At 63.8% G+C, this 25,520-nt stretch carries 17 protein-coding genes; 4 read left to right on the top strand and 13 right to left on the bottom strand.

Annotation, left to right across the window (positions count from 1 at the left end; translation table 11 throughout):
- Positions 1-15: 15 nt before the first annotated feature.
- Both N4261_RS05290 and N4261_RS05285 read left to right on the top strand, forming a co-directional pair.
- Entirely contained in the window at positions 16-618 is a 603-nt protein-coding gene (locus N4261_RS05290; protein WP_261759168.1) for a pilus assembly PilX family protein, read from the top strand.
- Between the two features lie 9 nt (positions 619-627).
- Positions 628-4,398: a pilus assembly protein gene (locus tag N4261_RS05285; protein ID WP_261759167.1), complete on the top strand. Its 3,771-nt coding sequence runs from the start codon at positions 628-630 to the stop codon at positions 4,396-4,398.
- A gap of 322 nt (positions 4,399-4,720) precedes the next feature.
- Here the strand turns inward: N4261_RS05285 and N4261_RS05280 are convergent, their stop codons facing one another.
- The 12 genes from N4261_RS05280 to N4261_RS05225 form a co-directional block, all read right to left on the bottom strand.
- The gene (locus N4261_RS05280) at positions 4,721-6,208 is read right to left on the bottom strand and encodes a glutamate synthase subunit beta (protein WP_261759166.1); all 1,488 of its coding nucleotides are present in this window, start codon (positions 6,206-6,208) and stop codon (positions 4,721-4,723) included.
- 44 nt (positions 6,209-6,252) lie between these two features.
- Complete coding sequence (locus N4261_RS05275; RefSeq protein ID WP_435532053.1) at positions 6,253-10,986, bottom strand: glutamate synthase-related protein; 4,734 nt, start codon at positions 10,984-10,986, stop codon at positions 6,253-6,255.
- Positions 10,987-11,156: 170 nt separating this feature from the next.
- Positions 11,157-11,840 carry a transposase gene (locus tag N4261_RS05270; protein ID WP_261759164.1) on the bottom strand — a complete coding sequence of 228 codons (684 nt, stop codon included), beginning with the start codon at positions 11,838-11,840 and terminating at the stop codon, positions 11,157-11,159.
- 150 nt (positions 11,841-11,990) lie between these two features.
- Positions 11,991-13,121 carry a deoxyguanosinetriphosphate triphosphohydrolase gene (locus tag N4261_RS05265; protein ID WP_261759163.1) on the bottom strand — a complete coding sequence of 377 codons (1,131 nt, stop codon included), beginning with the start codon at positions 13,119-13,121 and terminating at the stop codon, positions 11,991-11,993.
- Positions 13,122-13,140: 19 nt separating this feature from the next.
- Complete coding sequence (gene aroB / locus N4261_RS05260; protein WP_261759162.1) at positions 13,141-14,277, bottom strand: 3-dehydroquinate synthase; 1,137 nt, start codon at positions 14,275-14,277, stop codon at positions 13,141-13,143.
- Between the two features lie 73 nt (positions 14,278-14,350).
- Positions 14,351-14,929 (bottom strand): shikimate kinase, encoded by a 579-nt coding sequence (locus tag N4261_RS05255; RefSeq protein ID WP_261759161.1) that lies wholly within the window; start codon positions 14,927-14,929, stop codon positions 14,351-14,353.
- 19 nt (positions 14,930-14,948) lie between these two features.
- The gene (locus N4261_RS05250) at positions 14,949-16,670 is read right to left on the bottom strand and encodes an Ig-like domain-containing protein (RefSeq protein WP_261759160.1); all 1,722 of its coding nucleotides are present in this window, start codon (positions 16,668-16,670) and stop codon (positions 14,949-14,951) included.
- 74 nt (positions 16,671-16,744) lie between these two features.
- Positions 16,745-18,880, bottom strand: coding sequence for a type IV pilus secretin PilQ (locus N4261_RS05245; protein WP_261760615.1), 2,136 nt, complete (start codon positions 18,878-18,880; stop codon positions 16,745-16,747).
- 110 nt (positions 18,881-18,990) lie between these two features.
- Positions 18,991-19,545 carry a pilus assembly protein PilP gene (locus N4261_RS05240; RefSeq protein ID WP_435532005.1) on the bottom strand — a complete coding sequence of 185 codons (555 nt, stop codon included), beginning with the start codon at positions 19,543-19,545 and terminating at the stop codon, positions 18,991-18,993.
- Positions 19,545-20,246 (bottom strand): type IV pilus inner membrane component PilO, encoded by a 702-nt coding sequence (locus tag N4261_RS05235; RefSeq protein ID WP_261759159.1) that lies wholly within the window; start codon positions 20,244-20,246, stop codon positions 19,545-19,547. The genes N4261_RS05240 and N4261_RS05235 overlap by 1 nt, the downstream gene beginning before the upstream one ends.
- Positions 20,247-20,253: 7 nt before the next feature.
- Positions 20,254-20,862, bottom strand: coding sequence for a PilN domain-containing protein (locus tag N4261_RS05230; protein WP_261759158.1), 609 nt, complete (start codon positions 20,860-20,862; stop codon positions 20,254-20,256).
- Positions 20,859-21,938 carry a pilus assembly protein PilM gene (locus tag N4261_RS05225; protein ID WP_261759157.1) on the bottom strand — a complete coding sequence of 360 codons (1,080 nt, stop codon included), beginning with the start codon at positions 21,936-21,938 and terminating at the stop codon, positions 20,859-20,861. Before N4261_RS05225 ends, N4261_RS05230 begins: the two co-directional genes overlap by 4 nt.
- 307 nt (positions 21,939-22,245) lie before the next feature.
- Here N4261_RS05225 and N4261_RS05220 point away from each other — a divergent pair, with 307 nt between their 5' ends.
- Positions 22,246-24,669 carry a penicillin-binding protein 1A gene (locus tag N4261_RS05220; RefSeq protein WP_261759156.1) on the top strand — a complete coding sequence of 808 codons (2,424 nt, stop codon included), beginning with the start codon at positions 22,246-22,248 and terminating at the stop codon, positions 24,667-24,669.
- Between the two features lie 164 nt (positions 24,670-24,833).
- Here the strand turns inward: N4261_RS05220 and cyaY are convergent, their stop codons facing one another.
- Positions 24,834-25,187 carry an iron donor protein CyaY gene (gene cyaY, locus N4261_RS05215; RefSeq protein ID WP_261759155.1) on the bottom strand — a complete coding sequence of 118 codons (354 nt, stop codon included), beginning with the start codon at positions 25,185-25,187 and terminating at the stop codon, positions 24,834-24,836.
- Between the two features lie 30 nt (positions 25,188-25,217).
- Here cyaY and N4261_RS05210 point away from each other — a divergent pair, with 30 nt between their 5' ends.
- Positions 25,218-25,487 (top strand): hypothetical protein, encoded by a 270-nt coding sequence (locus N4261_RS05210; protein WP_261759154.1) that lies wholly within the window; start codon positions 25,218-25,220, stop codon positions 25,485-25,487.
- The last annotated feature ends 33 nt before the right edge of the window (positions 25,488-25,520 follow it).

Raw genomic sequence — 25,520 nt, 5'->3', positions numbered from 1 at the left:
TTCACCAAGATGACCATGCAAGCCATCTCCGCACGCCGCCAGCGCGGCGTCATCATGGTGATCGCCCTGATCACCCTGGCGATCCTGATGATCGGCGCCGTTGCGGCCATTCGCGCAATGAACGTCTCGCTCAGCAGCGTCGGCAACTTCGGTTTCAAGCGCGACATGGCCAACCAGGCCGAGCGTGCGCTGCGCCAGGCCATGACGGCGCTCAACGGCGCCGGCAGCCTCGACAGCAACGCCACCGCGCTCAACTACAGCGCCGCGATGCTCGCGACCTCCGCCGAAGGCATTCCGAACGCCCTGCTGACGACCACCAGTCCCGAGCTGGTCAGCGGCTACGGCGTCGCCGCCAACTCGATCGACCTGACGACGGCCATCAGCGGCGAGAGCACGAGCAATCTTCCCAACATGAAGATCTATTACGTGGTCGACCGGCTGTGCCTGAACACCGGACCACTGTCTGCTGATACCTGCCAGACCGTTTCGGCGGCGCCCCAAGGCGGCAAGAGCCCGGGCGACGTCACCAAGAGCCCCAAGCCGGTCTACCGCATCACGGTGCGCGTGGATGGACCACGCGGCTCCCAGTCTTTCTACCAGGCGACCTACAGCAACTGAGGCCTCCAGATGAACAAGCTCCTTTTCCGCACCGCGCGCCTGGGCCTCGGCCTGGCCGCTGCCTGGCTGGGCGCCGCCCTGCCGGCACACGCGCAGACGACATTGGCCAATCAGCCGGTGTTCTCCTCCGTGGCCGTGCCCGGCAATCTGGCACTGGCCCTGTCGGTGGAATATCCGACCGCCGTCAGCAATGCGCACACGGACGCCACTTATGCACCGGCCTCCACCTACCTCGGCTACTTCGACCCCGCCAAGTGCTACACCTACGTGTACTCCGCGACAGAGGCGGACCGCTATTTTCAGCCTGCCGGCACGGCCAATAACCATGTCTGCAGCAACAAGTGGAGCGGCAACTTCCTGAACTGGGCGTCGATGCAGACCATCGACCCGTTCCGCTGGGCGCTCACCGGTGGGTATCGGGTGACGGACACGGCCTCCACGACCATCATCGAGAAGGCCTACGCCACCGGTCAGGGCGGCGCCGGCAACTTCCCCGACCGCTCCATCACCACGGGCTCGGTGGTCTCCGGCGCCACGCCGATGAACTGGTCCGGCATCAAGATCCGCATCCAGGGTCTGGGCAACAAGATGCGTTTCACCCGCACGGGTGACAACAATTCCGGGGCGACCACGCCCACCGCTTTCGACTCGTCCAGCAGGAGCTGGAACGACGGCACGGTCTGGGAAGTCAGCATCCGGGTGAAGGTATGCGATTCCGGCAGCACTGCAGGCGGACTGGAGTCCAACTGCGTGGCCTACGGCTCGAACTACAAGCCGGAGGGTCTGATCCAGAAGTATTCGCAGCGGATCCGCTTCAGCGCCTTCGGCTACCTGAACGACGCCTCCTTGTCGCGTGATGGCGGTGTGCTGCGGGCACGTCAGAAATTCGTCGGCCCGACCAAGCCGGTACCCGGCAGTGATCCGATCGCCAATGCCTTGGGGGAATGGAGTGCCACCACCGGTGTGATGGTGACCAATCCTGATCCCGCGGATGCGACCACCACGGCCACCGAATACGGCGTCACGATCGACAACAGCGGCGTGATGAACTACCTGAACAAGTTCGGGCAGATCACACCCGGGTCGTACAAGACGTATGACCCGGTGGGGGAGCTGTACTACGCCGCCTTGCGGTACTACCGCAATCTCGGCAACGTGCCGCAGTGGACCAATCCTGGCACGAACAACAACAACACCAAGCGGACCTATGCCGACGGTTTCCCGGTCATCACGACCTGGGACGACCCGATCCTGTATTCCTGCCAGAAGAACTTCATCCTCGGCATTGGCGACGTCAACACCCACGCGGACCGCAACCTGCCTGGCGCCACCGGCAATTCCGAACCGGCCAAGCCCGCCTCGGTCACCGCAGACACCGGCTTTGATGCCATCACCTGGACCAACAAGGTTGGCCAACTGAACGGCAACAACGCCTCGCTGGGCACCGTACAGAACTACGGTGGCTGCTGCAACAACAACGGCGCGCTGATGGCGGGCATGGCCTACTGGGCCAATACCCAGGACATTCGTCCGACGATGGACGGCCTCCAGACAGTGAAGACCTACTGGATGGACGTGCTGGAATTGCAGACCTACAAGTCGAACAACCAGTTCTATCTGGCGACGAAGTACGGCGGTGCGAACATTCCGACCAGTTTCAATCCACTGGGCACCACCGATCTCACCCAGTCCTGGTGGCACACCGGTGCCGCGACCGACACCGTGGGCAGCCAGTTGCGCCCGGACACCTACTACACCGCCGCGCGGGCGGACACGATGGTCAGCGGCCTGACCAGTGCCTTCGCCAGCATCGTGGCCAGCATCTCCGCGTCCACATCGTCGTTGAACACGGCCTCGAACAACGTCTCCGCCGGCACTGCAGCATATGGTTCTGCCTATGACTCCAACACGTGGACGGGCGAGGTCTCGGCCAGCACCATCTCGCTGCTGTCCACGCCGATTGGCTATACCTCGGTCTGGAAGTTCAGTGACACACTGAAGACCCAGGTGGGCACCGATGGCACTGGTTGGGACACCCGCCGCAACATCGTGACGTACAAGCCCACCAGCGCCACCACCGGCACCGGCGTTGCCTTCCGTCTGGCCAACCTGACGAGCACCCAGGCCAGCGCCCTGGACACCACCTATGTGACCGGCAACGATGCCGCCGACTATGTGAAGTACCTCCGCGGCGACAAGAGCCAGGAGATCAGTGCCACGGTCACCACCGGTTATCGCGCCCGCACCTCGCTGCTGGCCGACATCATCAACAGCCAGGTGGTGGTGTTGGGACCGCCTCAAGGCAACCTGTCTGAAGCGGCCAATCCGGGTTATGCCGCTCACGTGCGGACCTATGCATCTCGACCGAACATCCTGATCGCTGGCGCCAACAGCGGGATGGTGCACATCATCAACGGTTCGGTCACGTCGACGACAGACGGTGGCAAGGAGCTGTTCGCCTTCATCCCGAATGCCGTCATTGCCGGCCCGAGCGGCACGCCCAGCGTGGACGGGATTGCGTCCTACGGCAACCCGGATTTTGAGCACCGCTATCTGGTGGATGCGCGCCCAACCGTGGCTGAAGTGGACTTCAAGCGGACCGCCGGATCCAACTTGTCCGCCAATGAATGGCACAGCATCGCCGTCGGCGGCTTGGGCAAGGGTGGACGCAGCATCTATGCGCTGGACCTCACCACCGCCAACGCGGTCAACTCTGAAACCGCTGCAGCCAGCCGAGTCCTCTGGGAGTACACCGAGAGCGACATGGGCTTCACCTTCGGCTCGCCCGTCATCACCAAAACGGCTCAATACGGCTGGGTGGTGGTGGTCGGCTCGGGCTTCAACAATGCCAGCGGCAAGGGTGCGTTCTACATCCTGAATGCCCGCACCGGCGCACTGCTGCAGAAGGTCTCGCTGCCCACCGCGGGTGACGACGGCACGGTGAGCAGCCCGACCGGCCTGACCTATCTGGAAACCTACTATCGCGACCGTCAGGACGCGACCGTTGAGTCGATCTATGCCGGTGACCTGAAGGGCAACCTGTGGCGCCTGGACCTGACCGCCGCGACCGGTGCGTACCCCGCGCCTGTCAAGCTCGCCACCCTCACGGACGCGGCTGGCGTTGCCTTGCCGATCACGTCAACGCCGACGCCTGTGGTGAACCCGAGCAGCAACCGTCGCTGGATCGCTGTGGGTACCGGCCAGTTGCTCAGCACGAACGACATCCCGGTCAATCGTCTGAACCGGTTCTACGCCATCCTGGACGGCTACCAAGGTCGGTACACCCAGAGCACCGACCTGCCCTCTGGCATCACGATGCCGTTCCTGGAGAACGCCAGCCGGCATGATTTCCAGGACATCAGCACGACCGCCACGCCGCTGAACTTCAACACGAAGGTCGGCTATTTCATGGATCTGGCCACCGTGGGCGCCGCTGCCGGCTTCCGCGTGATCAATGAGGCCGACGCCTTGGAAAACCTGGTGGTCTTCTCGGCGATCCGTCCGATCTCGACCAATGCGTGCAGCCCATCGGGCAACAGCATCACGGCGGTGATCGATCTGAACACCGGTGCGACCACCAAGACGACCATCGATTTCGCGGTCGATGAGACACGGTTCATCAACGACAACGGCACCATCAAGGTGGCTGTCGCCGGCACGCCGAGTCCCTCGACGCCGGGCGGTGGCAACAAGGATGGTGACCTGGTGCTCGACACGGCTGGGACCGGCGCCGGCAACAAGCGCCTGATCAACTGGCGCGAAGTCCCGCTGCGCAACTGAGGCAGCTCGACAGCAACCGCTGTCCGAACGGTCCCAACGCAAAACCCGCTGTCTCACGACAGCGGGTTTTTTTCATTCCTGAAGCACCGCCCCACCGGCCTTAGGGACCCTCTCATCGCAGGCGGCACACCGCTTCGAGACGTCGGCTTCTCTGCGCGGGAACCGACATCGAAGCGCCGGCCCGTGCAGCCGGTTCCTGACCGTCCATCGCTTCGATCACGCCCCTCCGCCGCGCGCCAAAAACAAAGGCCTGCCGTCTTGCAACGGCAGGCCTTCGGTCCATTGGCCAGGGCATCACGGCTCAGCGCCGCTGACCGTCCTCTCAGCGCGGCAGCTCGCTCACGCCCATCAGATACTCATCCACCGCTCGAGCCGCCTGGCGGCCCTCACGGATGGCCCACACCACCAGTGACTGTCCACGGCGCATATCCCCAGCCGCAAACACCTTGTCGACATTGGTCTTGTAGCCGCCGGTGAACTCGGTGGTGGCCTTCGCATTGCCGCGCGCATCCTTGCCCACGCCGAAGGCGTCGATGATCGAGCCCACCGGTGCGACAAAGCCCATGGCGAGCAACACCAGGTCCGCCTTCAGCACCTGCTCGCTGTTCGGCACCTCGACCATCTTGCCGTTGACCCATTCCACACGGACCGTCTTCACGCCAGTGACCTTGCCTTTGTCCTTGCCCTCGCCGCCGATGAATTCCTTGGTGGCGATGGCGAATTCGCGGTCGCAGCCCTCCTCGTGGCTGGACGAGGTCCGCAGCTTGATCGGCCAGTAGGGCCAGGTCATCGGTCGGTCCTCGACCTCGGGCGGCTGCGGCATCAGTTCGAACTGGGTGACGCTCTTGGCCCCGTGACGGTTACTGGTGCCCACGCAGTCGCTGCCGGTGTCGCCACCGCCGATCACGATCACATGCTTGCCGTCGGCCCGCAACTGGTTCTTCAGCTTGTCGCCGGCGTTGAGCTTGTTCTGCTGCGGCAGGAACTCCATCGCGAAATGAATGCCTTGCAGCTCGCGGCCCGGCACCGGGAGATCGCGCGATTGCTCCGCGCCACCAGCGAGCAACACGGCATCGAAGGACTGCTTCAGTTCGTCGGCAGTGACGACCTCCTTGGCCCAGTTCGTGACCTTGGAGTCGTCCGGCAGATGGGCCACCATCACCCCGGTGCGGAACACCACGCCTTCGGCTTCCATCTGCGCCACGCGACGATCGATGTGGCTCTTCTCCATCTTGAAGTCGGGAATGCCGTAGCGCAGCAGGCCGCCGACACGATCGTTCTTCTCGAACACCGTCACGCTGTGCCCCGCGCGCGCCAGTTGTTGCGCAGCGGCCAGGCCAGCCGGGCCGGAGCCGACGATGGCCACCGTCTTCCCGGTCTTGACCTTCGGCAGACGCGGCGTCACCCAGCCTTCGGCCCACGCACGGTCGATGATGGCGTGCTCGATCGACTTGATGCCAACCGCGTCGTCATTGACGTTCAAGGTGCAGGCCGCCTCGCAGGGTGCGGGACAGATGCGGCCGGTGAATTCGGGGAAGTTGTTGGTCGAGTGCAGCACCGCGATGGCGCTCTTCCAATCGGTTGCTCCGCCCCGGTACACCAGGTCATTGAAGTCCGGAATGATGTTGTTGACCGGGCAGCCGCTGTTGCAGAACGGCGTGCCGCAGTCCATGCAGCGGGCACCCTGCTGCTTCGCCTGCTCGGTGTTGAGACCGATGACGAATTCCTTGTAGTTCTTGAGCCGCGTCGCGACGGGCTCGTAGCCCTCTTCCAGACGCTCGTATTCCATGAAGCCGGTGACTTTTCCCATGTCGGCTTTCTCCTGATCGGTTCAGCTTGTCAGCGATGCGTGACTCAGACCTTCGCCTTGGCCGCAGGGGCCTTGGCGACGGCGATAGTGGCGGCGGTTTCGCGGGCGGCATGGAGCTCGCCCAGCGCGCGGCGGTATTCCGTCGGGAAGACCTTGACGAACTTGGCGCGCGACTCGGCCCAGTGGTCGAGGATGTCCCGCGCCCGCTGGCTCCCGGTCCACCGCAGGTGGTCCTCGATCAGCTTCTTCAGGATCGCCTCGTCGGTGCGCGCCTCGCCGTCGCCCAGTCGGTGCCAGATGGCTTTTTCGACGGTCTTCTCCTGCTCGTGCGCCGGCAGCAGCCGGTCCAGCGAGACCATGCTGGGGTTGCAGCGTTGCGCGAACTGGCCGTCCTCGTCATAGACGTAGGCGATGCCGCCGCTCATGCCCGCCGCAAAGTTGCGGCCGGTCTTGCCGAGCACCGCCACGGTACCGCCGGTCATGTATTCGCAGCCATGGTCGCCCGTGCCTTCGACGACCGCCGTTGCACCGGACAGTCGCACCGCGAAGCGCTCGCCGGCTACACCGCGGAAGAAGGCCTCACCCTTGGTGGCGCCATACAGCACCGTATTGCCGACGATGATGTTCTTGGTCGCGTCGCCGCGGAACTCGATCGACGGCCGCACCACCACACGACCACCCGACAGGCCCTTGCCGGTGTAGTCGTTGGCGTCACCGATCAGATAGAAGGTGATGCCGGGCGCCAGGAAGGCGCCGAAGCTCTGGCCGCCGGTGCCCTCCATCTGGATGAAGATGGTGTGGTCCGGCAGGCCCTCGGGACGACGCCGCACCAGTTCGCCGGACAGCATCGCACCCACCGTCCGACGGACATTGGTCACCTCTTGCATGAACTGCACCTTCTCTCCCTTGTCGAAGGCGGGCAGGCATTTCTCGATCAGCTTCACATCCAGCGCGCGATCCAGGCCGTGGTCCTGGCGATCGTTGTGCAGGCGGGCGATGTCCGTCGGCAGTTCCGGGCGATGGAACACGCGGCTGAAATCCAGGCCCTTGGCCTTCCAGTGGCTGATGCCCTTGCGGGTGTCCAGCAGGTCGGAGCGGCCGATCAGTTCATCGAACTTGCGGATGCCCAGTTGGGCCATGATCTGACGCGCTTCCTCGGCCACGAAGAAGAAGAAGTTGACGACATGCTCGGGCTTGCCGCTGAACTTGGCGCGCAGCACCGGGTCCTGGGTCGCCACGCCGACCGGGCAGGTGTTGAGGTGGCACTTGCGCATCATGATGCAGCCCTCGACCACCAGCGGTGCGGTCGCGAAGCCGAACTCATCCGCGCCGAGCAAGGCACCGATCACCACGTCGCGTCCCGTCTTCATCTGGCCGTCGGCCTGCACCCGCACCCGGCCGCGCAGACGGTTCAGCACCAGCGTCTGCTGGGCCTCCGCCAGACCGAGCTCCCACGGCGTGCCCGCATGCTTGATCGACGACCACGGCGATGCGCCGGTGCCGCCGTCATGCCCGGCGATCACGATGTGATCGGCCTTGGCCTTGGCCACGCCAGCGGCGATCGTGCCGACGCCGACTTCCGACACCAGCTTCACCGAGATGTCGGCGCGCTGGTTGACGTTCTTCAGGTCATGGATGAGCTGTGCCAGGTCTTCGATCGAATAGATGTCGTGGTGCGGCGGCGGCGAGATCAGCCCCACGCCCGGCACCGAGTGACGCAGGAAGCCGATGTAGTCCGTCACCTTGCCGCCGGGCAGCTGGCCGCCCTCGCCCGGCTTGGCGCCTTGGGCCATCTTGATCTGGATCTGGTCGGCGCTGACCAGGTACTCCGTCGTCACGCCGAAGCGTCCCGACGCCACCTGCTTGATGCGCGAGCGCATCGAATCGCCGTCCTTGAGCTCGTAGTCGACCGCGACCACCTTCGAGCCCACCACGTCCGACATCTTGGTGCCGGCGGTGATCTTGATGCCCTTGAGCTCATTGCGATAGCGGGCGGGATCTTCACCACCCTCGCCGGTATTGCTCTTGCCGCCGATGCGGTTCATGGCGACGGCCAGCGTCGCATGCGCTTCGGTCGAGATCGAGCCCAGTGACATGGCGCCGGTGGCGAATCGCTTGACGATCTCGGCGGCCGGTTCGACCTCCTCCACCGGGATCGCCTGCGTGGGATCGAACTTGAACTCGAACAGACCACGCAAGGTCATGTGGCGCTTGCTTTGGTCGTTGATGAGCTGCGCGTATTCCTTGTAGCTGTCGAACTTGCCGGCGCGGGTGCTGTGCTGCAGCTTGGCGATGGCGTCCGGCGTCCACATGTGCTCTTCGCCGCGGGTGCGCCAGGCATATTCGCCGCCGGCGTCGAGCATGTGCTCCAGCACCGGATCGTCACCGAAGGCCGCGCGATGCAGCCGCAGCGCTTCTTCCGCCACCTCGAACACGCCGATGCCGCCGACCTGGGTCGGCGTGCCCCGGAAGTACTTGGCCACGAAATCGGTCTTCAGGCCGATGGCCTCGAAGATCTGCGCGCCGCAGTAGGACATGTAGGTTGAGATGCCCATCTTGGACATGATCTTCGACAGTCCCTTGCCCACCGCCTTGATGTAGTTGTAGATAGCCTTGTCGGTGGACAGGGTGGCGGGCAGTTCCGCGCTCATGGCCTGGATGGTCTCCAGCGCCAGGTAGGGATGGACCGCCTCGGCGCCGAAACCGGCCAGCACGGCGAAGTGATGCACCTCGCGTGCGGTGCCGGTCTCGACCACCAGGCCCGCCGTGGTGCGCAGACCTTCGCGCACCAGATGATGGTGGACCGCCGACAGCGCGAGCAGCGCGGGGATCGCGACGCGCGTGGCGCTCAGGTGGCGGTCGGTGATGATCAGGATGTTGTGGCCGCTCTTGAGCGCGTCCACCGTTTCTGCGCACAAGGACGCGAGCTGAGCCTCGACGCCTTCACGGCCCCAGGCGAGCGGATAGCTGATGTCGAGCTCATACGGCTTGAACTTGCCGTTGGTGTGTTGCTCGATGGCGCGCAGACGGGCCATCGAATCGAAGTCCAGCACCGGCTGATTCACCTCAAGCCGCATCGGCGGGTTGATCGCGTTGATGTCTAGCAGGTTGGGCTTGGGCCCGATGAAGCTGTTCAGCGACATCACGATGGCCTCGCGGATCGGATCGATCGGCGGATTCGTGACCTGCGCGAACAACTGCTTGAAGTAGTTGTAGAGCGGCTTGTTCTTGTCGGACAGCACCGCCAGCGGGCTGTCATTGCCCATCGAGCCGATGCCTTCCTCGCCGTTCGCTGCCATCGGAGCCAGCAGGAACTTGATGTCTTCCTGGGTGAAACCGAAGGCCTGCTGGCGATCCAGCAGCGAGGCCGGGAACGCGGCAGACTTGACCTCCGGCGCGGGGATCTCGTCGAGCTTGACGCGGACGTTCTCGATCCACTGCCGATATGGACGCGCGTTGGCGTACTGGGTCTTGAGCTCTTCGTCGTCGACGATGCGGCCCTGCTCTAGATCGATCAGGAACATCTTGCCCGGCTGCAGGCGCCACTTCTTGACGATGCGGGCTTCCGGGATCGGCAGCACGCCGGACTCGGAGGCCAGCACGACCAGGTCGTCGTCGGTCACGCAGTAGCGCGCGGGGCGCAGGCCATTGCGGTCCAGCGCGGCGCAGACCTGACGGCCATCGGTGAAGACCATGGCGGCTGGGCCGTCCCAGGGTTCCATCATCGCGGCGTGGTATTCGTAGAAGGCGCGGCGGCGCTCATCCATCAGTTCGTGGTTTTCCCACGCTTCCGGAATCATCATCATCGCGGCGTGCGCCAGCGAATAGCCGGACATGGTCAGCAGTTCGATCGCGTTGTCGAAGGTGGCCGTGTCGGACTGATGCTCGAAGCTGATCGGATACAGCTTCTTGAGGTCATCCCCCAGCACCGGGGATTTCATGACGCCTTCGCGGGCGCGCATCCAGTTGAAGTTGCCCTTGACGGTGTTGATCTCGCCGTTGTGCGCCACCATGCGGTACGGGTGCGCCAGCGGCCATTCGGGGAAGGTGTTGGTGGAGAAGCGCTGATGCACCAGCGCAATCGCGGAGACCACGCGCGGATCCGCCAAGTCCTGGTAGTACTTGCCGACCTGGTCCGCCAGCAGCAGACCCTTGTAGATCACCGTGCGGCAGCTCATCGACGGCACGTAGTACTCACGGCTGTGGGTCAGCTGGAGCGCCTGGATCGCGCTGGAGGCGGTCTTGCGGATGACATAGAGCTTCCGCTCGAGCGCATCGGGGACGATGATGTCCGGACCGCGCCCGATGAAGATCTGGCGAATGATCGGCTCTTTCTCCCGCACCGTCGGCGACATCGGCATGTCGCGGTCCACCGGCACATCCCGCCAGCCGAGCAGCACCTGACCCTCGGCCTTGATCGCGCGGGCGAGTTCCTGCTCGCAGGCCAGACGGGAAGCGTGTTCCTTCGGCAGGAAGATCATGCCGACGCCATATTCGCCGGGCGGCGGCAAGACCACGCCTTGCTTGGCCATCTCCGCGCGATAGAACTCGTCGGGGATCTGGATCAGGATGCCGGCGCCGTCACCCATCAGCTTGTCTGCGCCGACGGCGCCGCGGTGATCCAGGTTCTCCAGGATCTTCAGGCCCTGCTGAACGATGTGATGCGCCTTCTGGCCCTTGATGTGCGCCACAAAGCCCAGACCGCAGGCGTCTTTCTCATTGGCTGGCCGATACAAGCCATGTTCGGCGAGCGCCTGAATCTCTGCGGACGAAGCCACGGCGTTCACGTCGGTGGCGGATTGCGCTTTTGTTGGGTGTGCTGCCGACATCGGTGGCCTCCTGGAGTCAATGACAAACCCGCGCAGGTTACTGCCCCCTCCTATCGAGCACAAGCACAACTAATTAGGGTCAGTGTCGCTTTAAGAACCCACTCATTGAGAGTTCGACATTAAATAGGGACAGGTTTAATTTTGGGTGGCCGGCCGCGCGGTCGAGGGGTCAGCGGCCGTTCCGACACATCGCCCAGCAGCTGCAGGAAGCGTGCCGAGCCGAGCGGCCATCCCTTGAGCGCAGCATCGACCAGACGTTTGCGCTCGCTCTCCTGTTCGCCCTCTTCCAACAGGCGTCGCCAGGCGAGCTCACGTTCAAACGGGGTGTTGCCCAATGCCCAGAATCCGGGCGGGTCCGTCAGCAACGGATCGCGGCGGCGCCCCAAATGGTGCGCGGCGGAGGACCACACATAATCGGCTGGATCCTGGACCAAACCCGCACGCTGCGGGTTCAGTTCGATGCTGCGCATCACCGGCAACAAGTACGCCTCGGCTTCGATGGGAGCGGCTCTGAAGCGCCCTTCCCAGAGGGTGCCCACCCGCGAATGCCGCTGGTTGTAGGCCGCGACGTAGCGTCGTCCCAGCGCCTGCATCGTGCGGCTGAGACCGTCGTCGGTCGAGGGCGTCACCAGCAGGTGGAGGTGATTGGGCATCACCACATAGGCATGGATCGCGACCTTGTGGGTCGCCGCGCAGTCCTGCAACGCGGCCAGCAAGGCACGACGGTCGTCGTCGTCCTGCGCGATCGGTTGAAGGTTGTGGCCGCGGTGAATCAGATGATGCAGGTGGCCGGCCAGGGCCAATCGGGGAAGTCGTGCCATCGGGGCCTCTCGATCTGTCCCCAATTATGGATTGCCGGCTCGACGGTCAGCGGGATCAGATAACGGAATGGCGGATTGGCGGATTGGCGGAGGCGCGCTGTGAGGCCGTGGATGCAGCGATCGGCGATCCAATCAGCCGAACAGCCGCTTCCCGGTCAATCGCTCATGCTCCCGCAGTGCAAACCGGTCGGTCATCCCGGCGATGTAGTCGGCGCAGGCACGGGCGTGGTCGTCGCTGTCGGCAAAATCGGCTGGCAGCTGAGCCACATCGTTCAAGTAGATCTGGAACAAATCCCGCAGCACGAGTTCAGCGCGGTCCCGCTTTTCCTGCACCGCAGGATGGCGATAGAGGTTGCTGAAGAGGAAGCGCTTGAGCTCGGTGCTCGCATGACGCATCTCGGGACTGAATCGCAGCAGAGGGCCGGCACGCCGCGCTTCATCGGCATCGGCAGGTGAGGCCGCCTCGATCGCGGTGCGGGTGGCGCCAATGATGTCGTAAACCTGCTGCGACAGCATCCGGCGGATGGTCTCGGCCAGCAATCGCTTGCCCAGCAGATTTGGATATTCGGCCAGCGTCTCACGCAGGAAGCGCTGCACCAGCGGCACCTGTTCCAACTGTTCCAGGGTCACCAGCCCGGAACGGACGCCGTCGTCGACGTCATGCGCGTTGTAGGCCACCTCGTCCGCCAGATTGCAGAGCTGCGCCTCCAGACTGGGCTGACCACCAGTGAGAAAGCGGCTGGCCACGCCGCCCGGTTCTCGATCCTCCAGACGCTGCGCATCACGCCGGCTGCAGTGCTTGAGAATCCCTTCCCGACTTTCGAAGCTGAGATTCAGCCCATCGAACGAGGGGTAACGCAGCTCCAGCCTGTCCACCACGCGCAGGGACTGCAGGTTGTGCTCGAACCCGCCGTGTGCCTTCATGCAGTCGTTCAGCACATCCTGGCCCGCATGGCCGAAGGGCGTGTGGCCGAGGTCATGCGCCAGGGCGACGGTCTCGATCAGATCCTCATCCAAGCCCAGGCTCCGTCCGATGGAGCGCCCGAGTTGGGCCACCTCCAGCGAATGGGTCAGCCGAGTGCGGAACAGGTCGCCCTCATGGTTGAGAAAGACCTGCGTCTTGTAGACCAGGCGTCGAAACGCGCTGCTGTGGACGATGCGGTCGCGATCGCGCTGGAACTCGCTGCGAGTGGGTGCCGGCGGTTCTGGGTGACGGCGACCGCGACTGCGCGCGGGATCAGAGGCATAAGGGGCGCGCAGCATGGTCGGTGAGTGATCTCGCTCAGTGATCGGTTTGCTGGACCGCCATGGGCGAGGGGTCCAGATGCGCGGCCAGCGTCTCGGCAATCAAGGTCTTCGAAGCGGTGCGCATGACCGCCTTGCCCAGGCCTTCGATGACGACGAAACGAATCTCGCCGTCCTCATTCTTCTTGTCCACTTGCATCAGCTCGAGATAGCGGTCCAGGCCCAGCGCCGGGGCGAGCACCGGCAGACGCGCGCGCTCGATCAGCCGCTGCATCCGGTCCACGAAACTCGCCGGCATCAACCCCAGCCGCGCCGACAGTTCCGACGCAAGCACCATGCCGCAGCCCACGGCTTCGCCATGCAGCCAGGCGCCGTAGCCCAGGCCCGTCTCGATCGCGTGGCCGAAGGTGTGGCCGAAGTTGAGGATGGCGCGCAGACCAGACTCCCGCTCATCCTGTCCGACCACCCAGGCCTTGATCTCGCAGCTTCGCTTGACGGCATAGGCCAACGTCGCCTTGTCGCGGTCGAGCAAGGCATCGAGGTTGTGTTCGATCCAGTCCAGGAAAGCCGCATCGGCGATGGGGCCGTATTTGATGATCTCCGCCAGGCCGGCGGAAAGCTCTCGCGGGGGCAGCGTGTCCAGCGTGTCCAGGTCAGCCACCACCCGGATGGGCTGGTAGAACGCCCCCACCATGTTCTTGCCGCGGGGGTGATTGATCGCCGTCTTGCCGCCCACCGAAGAGTCGACCTGTGCGAGCAGGGTCGTCGGGACCTGCACAAAGGGCACGCCTCGCATGTAGATGGCGGCAGCGAAGCCGGCCAGATCGCCGATCACGCCACCGCCCAGTGCGAACAGCACCGTCTTGCGATCAGACGCTGACGCGAGCAGGTGGTCGATCACCGCATCGAGAGAGGACGCGCTCTTGTGCTGTTCACCGTCCGGCAGCACGACGGCATCTATGCGTCCGAAGTGCGGCTGCAACTGCGTGCGAAGCCGTTCGAGATAGAGCGGGCCCACACGATCGTTGGTGACGATCAGCGCCGTGGCCGCGCGGGGCAGCCCTTGCCATGTACTGGCAAGGTCCAGCAGTCCGGGGCCGATGCGGATCTCATAACTGCGCTCGCCGAGTTCGATCGGCACGCACGCGGAAGACTCAGGGGACGAAACACTCATGAACCAAGTGTACGGGCGTCGCCTTGACCTCTGCCGGCGCTCCCCCGTCGTTCCCCCGTCGCTCCCCCGTCGTTCACCCCGAAGGGGTGGGCGAGACGGTGGCGCCGACGGTCGCCGCCACCCGGGCCGGATCGATCAGCCCGGCCAGTTCGATCTGCATCAGGATCATGTTGGCGAGCCCATGCACCGAGGGGCGAGCCGTCTCCAGCACGAAGTGCGCGCAGCGTCGGTAGAGCGGATCCCGCTGCGCATAGAGCTCACGCAGCTTGCCCAAGGGATTGGGCACCTGCAGAAGCGGGCGTTGGGTGTCGTGTCGAAGACGACGGAAGAGTTCGTCCGGCGACGAGCGCAGATACACCACTGTCGAAAGCTGATGGAGCCGGTCGCGGTTGATCTCACGCAACACGGCGCCACCACCGGTCGCCAGGACCATCTCACCCTGACGCTTCAACAGCTCGGCGATGACCTGTGATTCGACGTCCCGAAACGAAACTTCGCCCATGCGGGCGAAGTAGTCCTTGATCGACTCGCCGCCGAGATGTTTTTCGATCTCGGCGTCGGAGTCGACGAAGGGGATGTCCAGCTGCCTGCCCAGCAAACGGCCGACGGTGGATTTGCCACCGCCGGGCATGCCGACCAGGGTCAGGATCAAGGGCCTTCCTGCAGGCAGGTCAGTCTCTGGTCGAGCAGTAGCTTTCACCGGAGAGGCGAGTGGTTCCGTACGGGCTGACCTGGAAGGCAGGCGACACCGTGGCGCTGGTGAAATCAGTCGCCAATGCGGACAAGGTCGAGCTGTAGGTCGCAGGCGGGCTCAGCACGCCAAAGGCCGACACGGTCACCGTGTAATTCACCCAGGTGGCCACGCTCTTGGGGTACTCCAACTTGATCACCGCAGTGCCGCTGGAGTCAGTCTTGGTCGCACCTTCAAAGCTGATGGAGGCGTCAGACTTGCGCGGATCCAGTTGCCCGTTGAGGTTCTTGTCATCACCGGTATCGATGGAGCCGTTGCGGTTCAAATCCTCGTTCAGGCAGGGCTCGCTTCGACCACCCGTCGTCACGCCATCCAGCGAGTGGAAGGCCGACCACGATGTCCCAGAGACTGCGTAAGCGCCCTTCATGTAAGACGTGAGGTCCAGCGACGGCGTAATCTGCACGTCGGCCTTGGGATTGCCGGCCGCGTCCACCACAAGAACCACAAACCGCTTCACATAGGTCAGCTTGCTCGTGCCTTCGGCGAGGGTGTTGTCGGTGCCAATGCTGATCGACAACGGATCCGACACCACCGTCAGGGTGGTGGTGAGCGTGTTGGGGCAAGCGGTCGCCGCGAAATCGGCGTAGTCCCAGCACGCACGGATCGTCACGCCATTGGTCGGGCTGGGCCGCGAGGCCGGGTAGTAGCTGGTCGTTGCCGCACCAGCACTGTCCGTATAGACCAGTGCGCTGCCGGAGCTGATCGTGCCACCGATGCTGTTCACATCGCCATTCATGTCGAAGCGAACACGAATGTTCTTGATCGGCGAATTGTTCGCGCCCAGGAACAGCGCACGCAGTTCGGCGCGATTGGTGGTGATGCCGGTGCTGTTGACATTGAGCACCGTCGGATTCGCCGACACCGCGCTCGAGGCGACCACCGTGGTCACTGCCGGAATCGTCGACGTGGTCGACGGCACGGTCACCGTGGCCACCTTGGTCACGCCACCAGCCGTCGCGGAGATGTCGATCGGACCCGGCGTGGTCGGTGCGGTGTAGGTGAAGGTGAAGGCGCCGTTGGCATCGGTGGTGCCGTTGGCTGCGGTCAGCCCTGGCGCGGTGACTGCGATCGGCGCATTGGCGATCGCGTTGTCGTTGACGTCGCTCAGTCGGTACTGGACGGTATTGCCAGAGGAACCAGCCGTGGGCGTCGTCGGAACTGCAGAGGCATCCAGATCCGCACCGGTCACCTGGAAGGTGGCCGTACGGGTCAACGATCCACTGGTCGCGGTCACGGTGACCAGACGATTGGACTTGTCCGCGCCGATCTGAACGTTCGCCACGGCCTTGCCGGTCGTGTCAGTGGTCGCGTTGATGACCGTGATCGTCGCACCGTTGTTGACCGAGAAACTCACCGGCACATTGGCCACCACGGCGCGATTCGCATCAACCGCCGTCAAGGTGGTGACGACCGTGTCGCTGCCCGAGTTCGTGATGCTGGTCTTGTCCAGCGTCATGGACAGATCGGACACGGTCACCGTGGCGCCGCCCGATCCTGTGCCTCCGCCAATGACAGGGTCGCCGGCGTCTCCGCCGCCGCCGCCGCAAGCGGTCAGCACAGCCACCATCGTGGCAGTCAAGGCGATCTGTGCGACACGCCCGGTGAATTGGCCCGACATGGCCTGACGATCAATTTTCTTCATTGCTTTCGACTCCTGTGACAACGGCCCATCAACAGATGGGCCGTGTCTTCCTCACTGAAACTGTCTGCCGAGGGTCAGCGCGATGCGGACACCCGATCGTTCACCACCTTCGGTGTGATGAAGATCAGCAACTCGGTCTTCGACGAGCTGCGGCTCTTGTTCTTGAACAAGTTGCCCAACAGCGGAATGTCACCCAGGTACGGAACCTTGTTCTCGCTCTCCAGGTCTTCCTGCGTGTAGATACCGCCGATCACCACGGTGCCGCCATTCTCGACCAGCACCAGCGTCTGCACATGCTTGTTGTTGATGGCGTAGCCGCCAGGCGTCAGCGTACCGCGGCTGTCCTTATTGACATCCACCGTCAGGATCACGTTGCCTTCCGGCGTGATCTGCGGCGTGACTTCCAGCTTCAGCACAGCCTTCTTGAAGCTGATGGAGGTCGCGCCGCTGGACGTGGCTTGCTGGTAAGGGATTTCTTCACCCTGCTCGATCAGCGCCTTGGTCTGGTCTGCCGTCACGACACGCGGGCTGGACACGATCTTGCCGCGGCCATCGGCTTCCAGTGCCGAGATTTCCAGATTCAGGAACCGGTTGGCGGTGGCGCTGAACAAGGACAGCGCGAAGTTCGCAGCCGACGTCCCGGCGAAGGCATCCGACGACACGTTGGCAGGCAGATTGACGAATTGGCTGTCGCTGTAGCTGACCGTCCCCGTCTGACCGGTCTGTCCACCAACGGCGTTGTAGTTGCCGCCAATCGTCAGGTAGTTGCTGCCACCGACGTTGTAGCCGGGGATGCCACCTTGCTGACCGCGCAGGTCAGAGGCGCCGAGCTTCACGCCCAGAGCGCGGCCGAAGCGGTCGTCGGCTTCGACGATACGGGCTTCGATCAGCACCTGACGAACCGGAATGTCGATCTTGGCGATCAGCGCCTGGATCTCTTCCAGCTTGGCCGGCACGTCCGTGATGAACAGCTGGTTGGTGCGCGTTTCGAAGATCACGCTGCCGCGCGGCGACAGGATGCGAGAGGCCTGGCTGCTGCCACCAGCACCGCCGGCACTGTTCTGACCCGTCAGTCCCTTGGCCACTTCCTCGGCCTTGGTGTAGTTCATCTGGAAGGACTGCGTGCGCAGCGGCTCCAGCTGGGTGATCTGCTGCTTGGCTTCGAGATCGGCCTTTTCCTTGTTGGCCAGTTCGTCCTTCGGCGCAATCCACAGCACATTGCCGGACTTGCGCATGCCCAGGCCCTTGGCCTGCAGGATGATGTCCAGCGCCTGATCCCAAGGCACGTCCTTCAGACGCAGGGTCACGTTGCCGGTCACGGTGTCGCTGGTCACCACGTTGAAGTTGGTGAAGTCGGCGATGACCTGCAGCAGCGCGCGGACATCAATGTTCTGGAAGTTCAGGCTGAGCTTGTCGCCGGCATAGCCCGGACCTTGCGTCAGCTTGTTAGGGTCGACCTTCTGCGGGCGCACTTCCAGCACGAACTGGTTGTCGCTCTGATAGGCGCTGTGCTCCCAGTTGCCCTTGGGCGTCACGACCAGGCGCACCCGATCGGCTTGCTGGGTGGCCACCACGGTCTGCACCGGCGTGCCGAAATCGGTCACATCCAGGCGACGGCGCAGGCGCTCCGGCAGCGAACTGCGCGGGAACTCCACCACCAGGGTCTGGCCCTGCTGCTGGATGTCGACGCCGATCTGGCTGCTCGGCAGGTTCACGACCACGCGGCCGGCACCATCCGCGCCACGGCGGAAATCGATGTCCTGCAGCGCTTGCGTCGTGGCGTTCTGGCTCGGGGCGAAATGCAGCGGCTCGGTGGTCACCGCCGTGCTGGCGGCGGCGGCAGGCGCAGCAGCGCCACCGGCCGGATCCAGGAAGACCAGCAGCGAGCTGTCCTGAATCTGGGCGCGGTAGGTGCTGGCTTGACGCAGGTTCAGCACCACACGGGTACGGTCACCGGCTTGGGCCACATTCGCGGAACGCATGTTGCCGCTGTTGATGTCCACCGAGTTGCGGCCCAGGCCGTTGCTCACGCCGGCCATGTCCAGCGCGATACGCGGAGGCACTTGCACGGCGAAGCCGCGCGGCACTTCGGTCAGCGGCTGCGACATCTCGATGCGGACCACGTCGGCACCCGATTGCTGGGTCGACGTGATGGAGCGGATCATGTTCTGCGCCAATGCCTGGACAGGCAGCAGTGCCGCCATACCCATGGCACAGGCCAGCAGTCGCCAGGCGCCGATGCGGCTCTTCAAGACGCTTTTCCCTTCCCTCTTGGGGTCGCTCGATCGGGCGCTCATGTCAGCGTTCTCCACAAAAGTCTTCATCGTCCCTGCTCCTGTAGCTGGAGAGTACTGGTGCGTTCAATCCATTCGCCCGCAGCGTCCTGGACGACTTCTCGCAACGTGATCTCGGTTTCACTGATCTTGGTGATGCGGCCAAAGTTCTGGCCCAGGTAGTCACCCGCCTTGACGTAATACAGCAGGCTTTCCACACGCAGCAGCGCATACGGGCGTCCGCCACGGTTCACGCTGCCCACCATCGACATGTTGTCCAGCGGATAAGCCTCCAGCGGCTCGCGGCGACGCTTCATCTCGGCCGCCAGCAAGGAGCTGGGCTGAGAGGCCTCGGCCTTGAGCGCCACGCTCAGCTTCTGGGTGCTGAAGGGCTCCACCGCATTCATTGCCGCATAGGGTTCCGGCAGGAACTTCTTGGGCGGCTGCAGCGGCTTGACGGTCGGGCGCGTCTGTTGGCGCTGCTCTTCCATCCATTGCTGCAGTTCATCGGTGCTCGAAGTGCAGCCCGCCAGCAGCGTGCCGCACAGTCCGAGCGCCAGCATCCGGCTAGACAGGATGCGTGTCATCAGGGTGGCGCGCATCATTTCCTCTTCCCTGCTGCCGCTTCACGGGCGACCCGTTTCTGTTCTTCGACCTCGGCCGGATCCAGATAACGGTAGGTCCGGGCGATCGCTTCCATGGTCAGGTTGCCGTTCGGGTCCACCTTGACATTGGAGTTGTTGGTCGGCGCCTGGATGTTCAGGTCATGCAGGGTCACGATCCGGGAGAGGTTCGAGACATCCGCCGTGAACGATCCGATGTCGTGATAGCGACCCGACACCTTCAACGAGATCGGCTGCTCGGCGTAGTAGTCCTTCATCACGATCTGACCGGGACGGAACAGTTCGAATTGAAGACCACGACCCAGGCCCGCCTGGTTGATGTCGGACAGCAGCGCATCCATCTCGGCCTTGCCGGGAAGCTGCTTCTCAAGCTGCAGCACGTATTCCTCGACCTGGCTCTTCTGCTTGCGCAGTTCCGGCAGGTTGACCGCCTGGGCCAGCTTGCCCCGGTAGTCTTCCTTGAGCTGCGGCTCGCGGGCCTTTTCAGCCTCGAGTTGGTCGTTCACGTCCGACAGCAGCGCGAACCAGCTGGCCACGACCACCAGAATCACCACCATCAGGTAGGCGAAGATCTTCGGGGCGGGCGGCCACTGGCCGGGCTTCTTGGGATCGAGATTCTGGAACTGGCTCGAGAAATCCGCGAACCACGCGTTCAGATCCATATTTTTGAGGTCTGCCATGCGATCCTCAGGACTTGTTGGCCTTGACGGCCGGCGCACTCGCAGCGCCAGCAGGTGCTTCCACCGCCGGGCTCTTGATGGCCACCTTCATCGAGAAATCGAACAGCCGACGCGCATCGCGTTGATTCGTCTGCGCCAGCTTGATTTCCACCAGTTCCGGGTTTTCCAGCCAATCGGCACGGCCGATGTTGCGCAGGAATTCCGAAACACGTTCGTTGGTCGCCGCCACACCGTTGATGACCACGCTCTTGCCGGTCTGGCGAATGCCCTGGAGGTAGATGCCCTCCGGGGTGTACTTCGCCAGCTCGTTGAGCAGGTGCACCGGGGTGTTGCGGTCGCTTTGCAGGTCTTCCACCGCGCGCTGACGGGCGCGCAGCGCCTCGATCTCGTCGCGCAGGGTGGCGATGTCCTTGATCTGCTCGTCGAGCTTGGCAATCTCCGATTTCAGGAAATTGTTGCGCCCGACTTGCGCGGCGGTCATCTGTTCCAGCATCACATAGATGACGCCGACGACCAGCAGGCCGGCGATGAAGGACATGCCCAGACCGACGTAGAACGCGGTCTCACGACGCTTGCGTTTCTCCTCGCGGTGCGGGAGCAGGTTGATCAGAATCACTGAAAGAACCTCCGCATCGCCAGCCCGCAGGCGGTCAGGTAGGCCGGCGCTTCGCGCCGCAGTTTGGATTCACGCACGGCGGAACCCAGTTCCATGTTTTCGAACGGATTCACGACCATGCAGGCAAATCCCGTCAATTCGGTCACACGCTCCTTGAGCCCGGGCAGCGTCGCAGTGCCGCCGGCCAACATCACATAGTGAACCTTGTGATGCGGCGTGCTGGTGAAGAAATACTGCAAGGCGCGACCAATTTCCTGGGACAAACTGTCCACAAAAGGATTGAGCACTTGCGTGTCATAGTCCTCGGGAAGTTCGCCGTTGAGTTTCTTCTGCTCGGCTTCTTCGAACGAGAAACCGTATTGGCGCGAAATCAGCAGGGTCAGCTGCGAGCCGCCAAATGCCTGGTCCCGGTCATACAGCATTTCGTCGTCGCGAAGCACCTTCAGGCTGGTGGTGTCGGCGCCGATTTCAAACAGCGCGACCAACGCATCCTTGCCCTCGTTGGGCAGGCTCTGCACCAGACGACCCATCGCCATGCGCGAGGCATGCGACTCGATGTCCAGCACCATCGGACGCAGACCCGCCGCCTCCGCCAGGGCCTGACGGTCCTGCACGCGGTCCTTGCGGGACGCAGCGATCAGCACTTCCACATCACCGACCGAGGTCGGGCTCGGACCGATGACGCAGAAGTCCAGCGACACCTCGTCCAGCGAGAACGGAATGTATTGATTCGCCTCGGCTTCCACCTGCAACTCGAGTTCTTCCTCGCGCAGGCCGTCCGGCAGCATGATTTTCTTGGTGATCACCGCAGACTGCGGCATGGCCAATGAGGCATGCCGTGTCTTGCTGCCGCTGCGCGTCACGACGCGACGAACGGCCTCCGCAACCTCATCGAATTTCTCGATCTGGCCGTCGGTGATCCAACCTTTTTCAAATGGCTCCGTGGCGAAACGTTCAAGCACGTATTCACCTTTGGAGTTTTGGCTCAATTCCACGAGTTTGACACTGGACGACGAGATGTCCAGGCCAATCATGGGTGGATGCGCGCGCCCAAGCAGTACGTCCCAAAATCCCATGAAGCGTTCCCCCAACGCGCCGCTTTGCGCCGGTTTGTTAATAAGTTACTTGAATGCTAGCAGCAATGCCTTTGATGCCCCAAGGCAAAGCGGTCACAGCACGTAACACCGCGTTGCGTAACATACACGCCGCAGAAGCCCGTCAAAAGCTTGAAAAGCGGGCATGAAAGCCGTTGTGCCACCGCCGGGTCGGGCGATGCGTCGATGCCCGGAAGAGGGTTCCTATAATCGCTGCTCGCGGCCCGATTCGCACCCGTACAGGCCCTGACAGGCGGCGGGCGGGCACGCATAAATGCACACTTTGCTCATGCCCGCGAAGACCCCCCCAGCCTCCCACGACGACACCCCCTCTTCCTCCTCCCCCGACACCCCTCCAAAGAGGGCGGGCGCCAAGAAGGCGCCCCGGAAGCAGAAGCCGAAGAAGCATTGGCTGCTGCGAGCGCTGGGCTGGCTGCTGGGCCTGATCCTGGCCGGCGTCGGCGCGGTCGCGATGCTGGCCGGCATGGCACTGGCGATGGCCTATCCGCAGTTGCCCGACATCAGCGGCCTCACCGACTACCGGCCCAAGCTGCCCCTGCGCGTGCTCTCGAGTGAAGGGCAGCTGTTGGGCGAGTACGGCGAGGAGCGGCGCAGCTACTCCAGCATCCGCGCCATACCCAAGGTGATGCAGGACGCGGTGCTGGCCATCGAGGACGCCCGCTTCTATCAGCACGGAGGGGTCGACTACCTGGGTGTGATTCGCGCCGGCCTGGCCAATGTGGGGGAGTCCAAGAGCCAGGGCGCCTCCACCATCACGATGCAGGTGGCCCGCAACTTCTATCTCTCCACCGAGAAGACCTTCACCCGCAAGATCTACGAGATCTTGCTGGCGCTGAAGATCGAGAGCGCGCTGCCCAAGGAGAAGATCCTCGAGATCTACATGAACCAGATCTTCCTGGGTCACCGCGCCTACGGCTTCGCGGCAGCCAGCGAGGTCTACTTCGGAAAGCCGATGAAAGACCTGTCGGTGGCCGAGGCGGCGATGCTCGCCGGGTTGCCAAAAGCACCATCTGCTTACAACCCGATCAACAATCCGCGCCGCGCGATGTTGCGCCAGCAATACATCATCGACCGGATGCTGGAAATGGGCTTCATCAGCCCCGAGCAGCATGCCGAGGCCAAGGCGGAGAAGCTGCGCATCCGACCGCCGCAGGAAGCGGCCAACCATGCCGAGTACGTCGCCGAGCTGGCGCGGCAACTGATCTTCAGCCAGTACGGGGAAGAGGCCTATACCCGCGGGTTGAATGTCTACCTCACGCTGAATGCCGACGAGCAGGAACGGGCCTACCGCGCCCTGCGTCGCGGCATCATGGATTACGAGCGCCGGCAGGTGTACCGCGGTCCGGAAGCCTATGTGGACCTCCCGGCCGACCCGAAAGAGCTGGACACCCGGGTCGCCGAAGCCCTGTCTGACCACCCGGCCAACGACGAACTGCTGGCCGCCGTCGTGCTGGAGGCCGATCCGAAGCGGGTGCTGGCTGCGCTGCAGAGTGGCGAGACGGTCACCATCGTGGGCGAAGGCCTGAAACCGGCCACCTCCGGGCTGTCCGACAAGGGCAACCCCAAAACCCGCATCCGACGCGGTGCGGTGATCCGGGTGGTGAAGCTGGTCCGCAACAACAAGGACGAATGGACCATCACCCAGTTGCCGGAAGTGGAAGGGGCGATGGTCGCCCTGAATCCGAGGGACGGCAGCGTGCGGGCCCTGGTCGGCGGCTTCGATTACAACAAGAACAAGTTCAACCACGTCACCCAGGCCTGGCGCCAACCGGGCTCGAGTTTCAAGCCCTTCATCTATTCGGCAGCGCTGGAAAAGGGCTTCGGTCCGGCGACCGTGGTCAACGACAGCCCGCTGTTCTTTGATGCCTCCACCACCGGCAGCCAGCCCTGGGAGCCCAAGAACTATGACGGCAAGTTCGAAGGTGCGATGCCGCTGCACACGGCACTGGCCAAGTCCAAGAACATGGTGTCCATCCGGATCCTGCAGGCGATCGGGGTTCGGTACGCCCAGGACTGGATCACCCACTTCGGCTTCGAAGCCGACAAGCACCCCGCCTATCTGACCATGGCCCTGGGCGCTGGCGCGGTGACCCCGATGCAGATGGCGCAGGCCTATTCGGTGTTCGCCAATGGCGGCTACCGGATCACGCCCTCACTGGTGCAGCGCATCACTGATCACCAGGGACGGCAGCTGTACCAGGCGACACCCAAGCCGCTCGCCGACGACATGCGCGCCGTCGAACCGCGCAATGCCTTCATGATGAGCCGACTGCTGCAGGAAGTGGCGCGCAGCGGCACCGCCGCGCGCGCGCAATCCACCCTGAAGCGACCGGACCTCTACGGCAAGACCGGCACCACCAACGATTCCATGGACGCCTGGTTCGCCGGCTATCAGCCGACGCTGGCGGCCGTGGTGTGGATCGGCTATGACCAACCCCGCAAGCTGGGCGACCGGGAAACCGGCGGCGGACTGGCCCTGCCGGTGTGGATCGAGTTCATGCAGTACGCCCTGCGCAACACGCCGGTGGCCGAGATCCCGCCGACCGAAGGCCTGGTCAATCTCAACGGCGAGTGGTTCTACGACGAATTCAGCGGCAACGAGGGCGTGCGCGCCCTGACGAACGACGAAAACGTGCCGACCACGGGATCCGAGGAAGAGAAGAAGAGCATCCTCGACCTCTTCAAACGCTGATCGACCGCCAGGTCGGCCTCAGGTCGGCCTCAGGTCCGAAAGCGGAACGTGGACAGCAAAACGCCAGCCCTCAAGGCTGGCGTTTTCGTTGGCCATGGCGGGTGGCTGCGTGCCGGGACGAGGGCTCGGGTGGGACGTCGTCGCGCGGGGCGTGATCGCCGCGCTCAGGAGGCCTCGACCTTCAGCGACTTGCCGGCGTGGAAGCTCGCCTCCTCCGACAAGCGGATGAAGAACTCCACACCGTCCTTGGTGTCCAACCACTGGCCGTTGACGAACTTGAAATGAAAGCCGCCGCGCCGCGACGCCAACCACAACTCATGCAGCGGCGGCTGCGTGTTCACCACGATCTTGCTGCGATCGGGAAACTCCAGCTCCAGCAGACCGCCGGTGCGATGCTGGTCCACATCCATCACATCGTCGTCCAGCCAGGCATCCACCACGGTTTCGATGCGGGACAGCACGGCGGCGGTCCTGGCGTCGTATTCGGCATCGGTCAGTGGTGTGGCGGTGGCGGTCATGGGTCGGGACTCGCTAGACTGGAGTCCATGATGAAAACGAAGAAGCGAAGTGTAGGCGCAGCGCCCCGGACCCCCGATGCCGCCACCGGCAAGGCCCTGTCGTGCCTGATGTTGTGTGCCACCTTGGCGATCGCCGCGGGCGTTGTCGGCTGCGGCCAGAAACGGCCGCTGCAGCTGCCGGCCAAGCCCGGCCACGCCAAGCCGGCCAACACCAACCCGCCCACCGAACCCGACATCCTGCGCCACAGTGCCGATCCGGCCTCGGCACCGGCCAGCGCGGCCATCATGCCCCAGCGCTGACGACGGGGCCGCAGCGTCAGCCGGGCCTGGGAA

The organism is Roseateles amylovorans (genome assembly GCF_025398155.2).
In the GTDB taxonomy this organism is placed as follows: domain Bacteria; phylum Pseudomonadota; class Gammaproteobacteria; order Burkholderiales; family Burkholderiaceae_C; genus Roseateles; species Roseateles amylovorans.
Note: the sequence above shows the minus strand (reverse complement) of the source record. Positions and strands in the feature narration are given on the sequence as shown.

Coding starts and splice junctions, on each gene's coding strand:
- N4261_RS05210 (WP_261759154.1), top strand. CDS start 25,218: ATGAAAACGAAGAAGCGAAGTGTAGGCGCAGCGCCCCGGACCCCCGAT.
- N4261_RS05265 (WP_261759163.1), bottom strand. CDS start 13,121: ATGCTGCGCGCCCCTTATGCCTCTGATCCCGCGCGCAGTCGCGGTCGC.
- N4261_RS05290 (WP_261759168.1), top strand. CDS start 16: ATGCAAGCCATCTCCGCACGCCGCCAGCGCGGCGTCATCATGGTGATC.
- aroB (WP_261759162.1), bottom strand. CDS start 14,277: ATGAGTGTTTCGTCCCCTGAGTCTTCCGCGTGCGTGCCGATCGAACTC.
- N4261_RS05280 (WP_261759166.1), bottom strand. CDS start 6,208: ATGGGAAAAGTCACCGGCTTCATGGAATACGAGCGTCTGGAAGAGGGC.
- N4261_RS05250 (WP_261759160.1), bottom strand. CDS start 16,670: ATGAAGAAAATTGATCGTCAGGCCATGTCGGGCCAATTCACCGGGCGT.
- cyaY (WP_261759155.1), bottom strand. CDS start 25,187: ATGACCGCCACCGCCACACCACTGACCGATGCCGAATACGACGCCAGG.
- N4261_RS05245 (WP_261760615.1), bottom strand. CDS start 18,880: ATGGGTATGGCGGCACTGCTGCCTGTCCAGGCATTGGCGCAGAACATG.
- N4261_RS05225 (WP_261759157.1), bottom strand. CDS start 21,938: ATGGGATTTTGGGACGTACTGCTTGGGCGCGCGCATCCACCCATGATT.
- N4261_RS05235 (WP_261759159.1), bottom strand. CDS start 20,246: ATGGCAGACCTCAAAAATATGGATCTGAACGCGTGGTTCGCGGATTTC.
- N4261_RS05285 (WP_261759167.1), top strand. CDS start 628: ATGAACAAGCTCCTTTTCCGCACCGCGCGCCTGGGCCTCGGCCTGGCC.
- N4261_RS05220 (WP_261759156.1), top strand. CDS start 22,246: ATGCCCGCGAAGACCCCCCCAGCCTCCCACGACGACACCCCCTCTTCC.
- N4261_RS05240 (WP_435532005.1), bottom strand. CDS start 19,545: ATGCGCGCCACCCTGATGACACGCATCCTGTCTAGCCGGATGCTGGCG.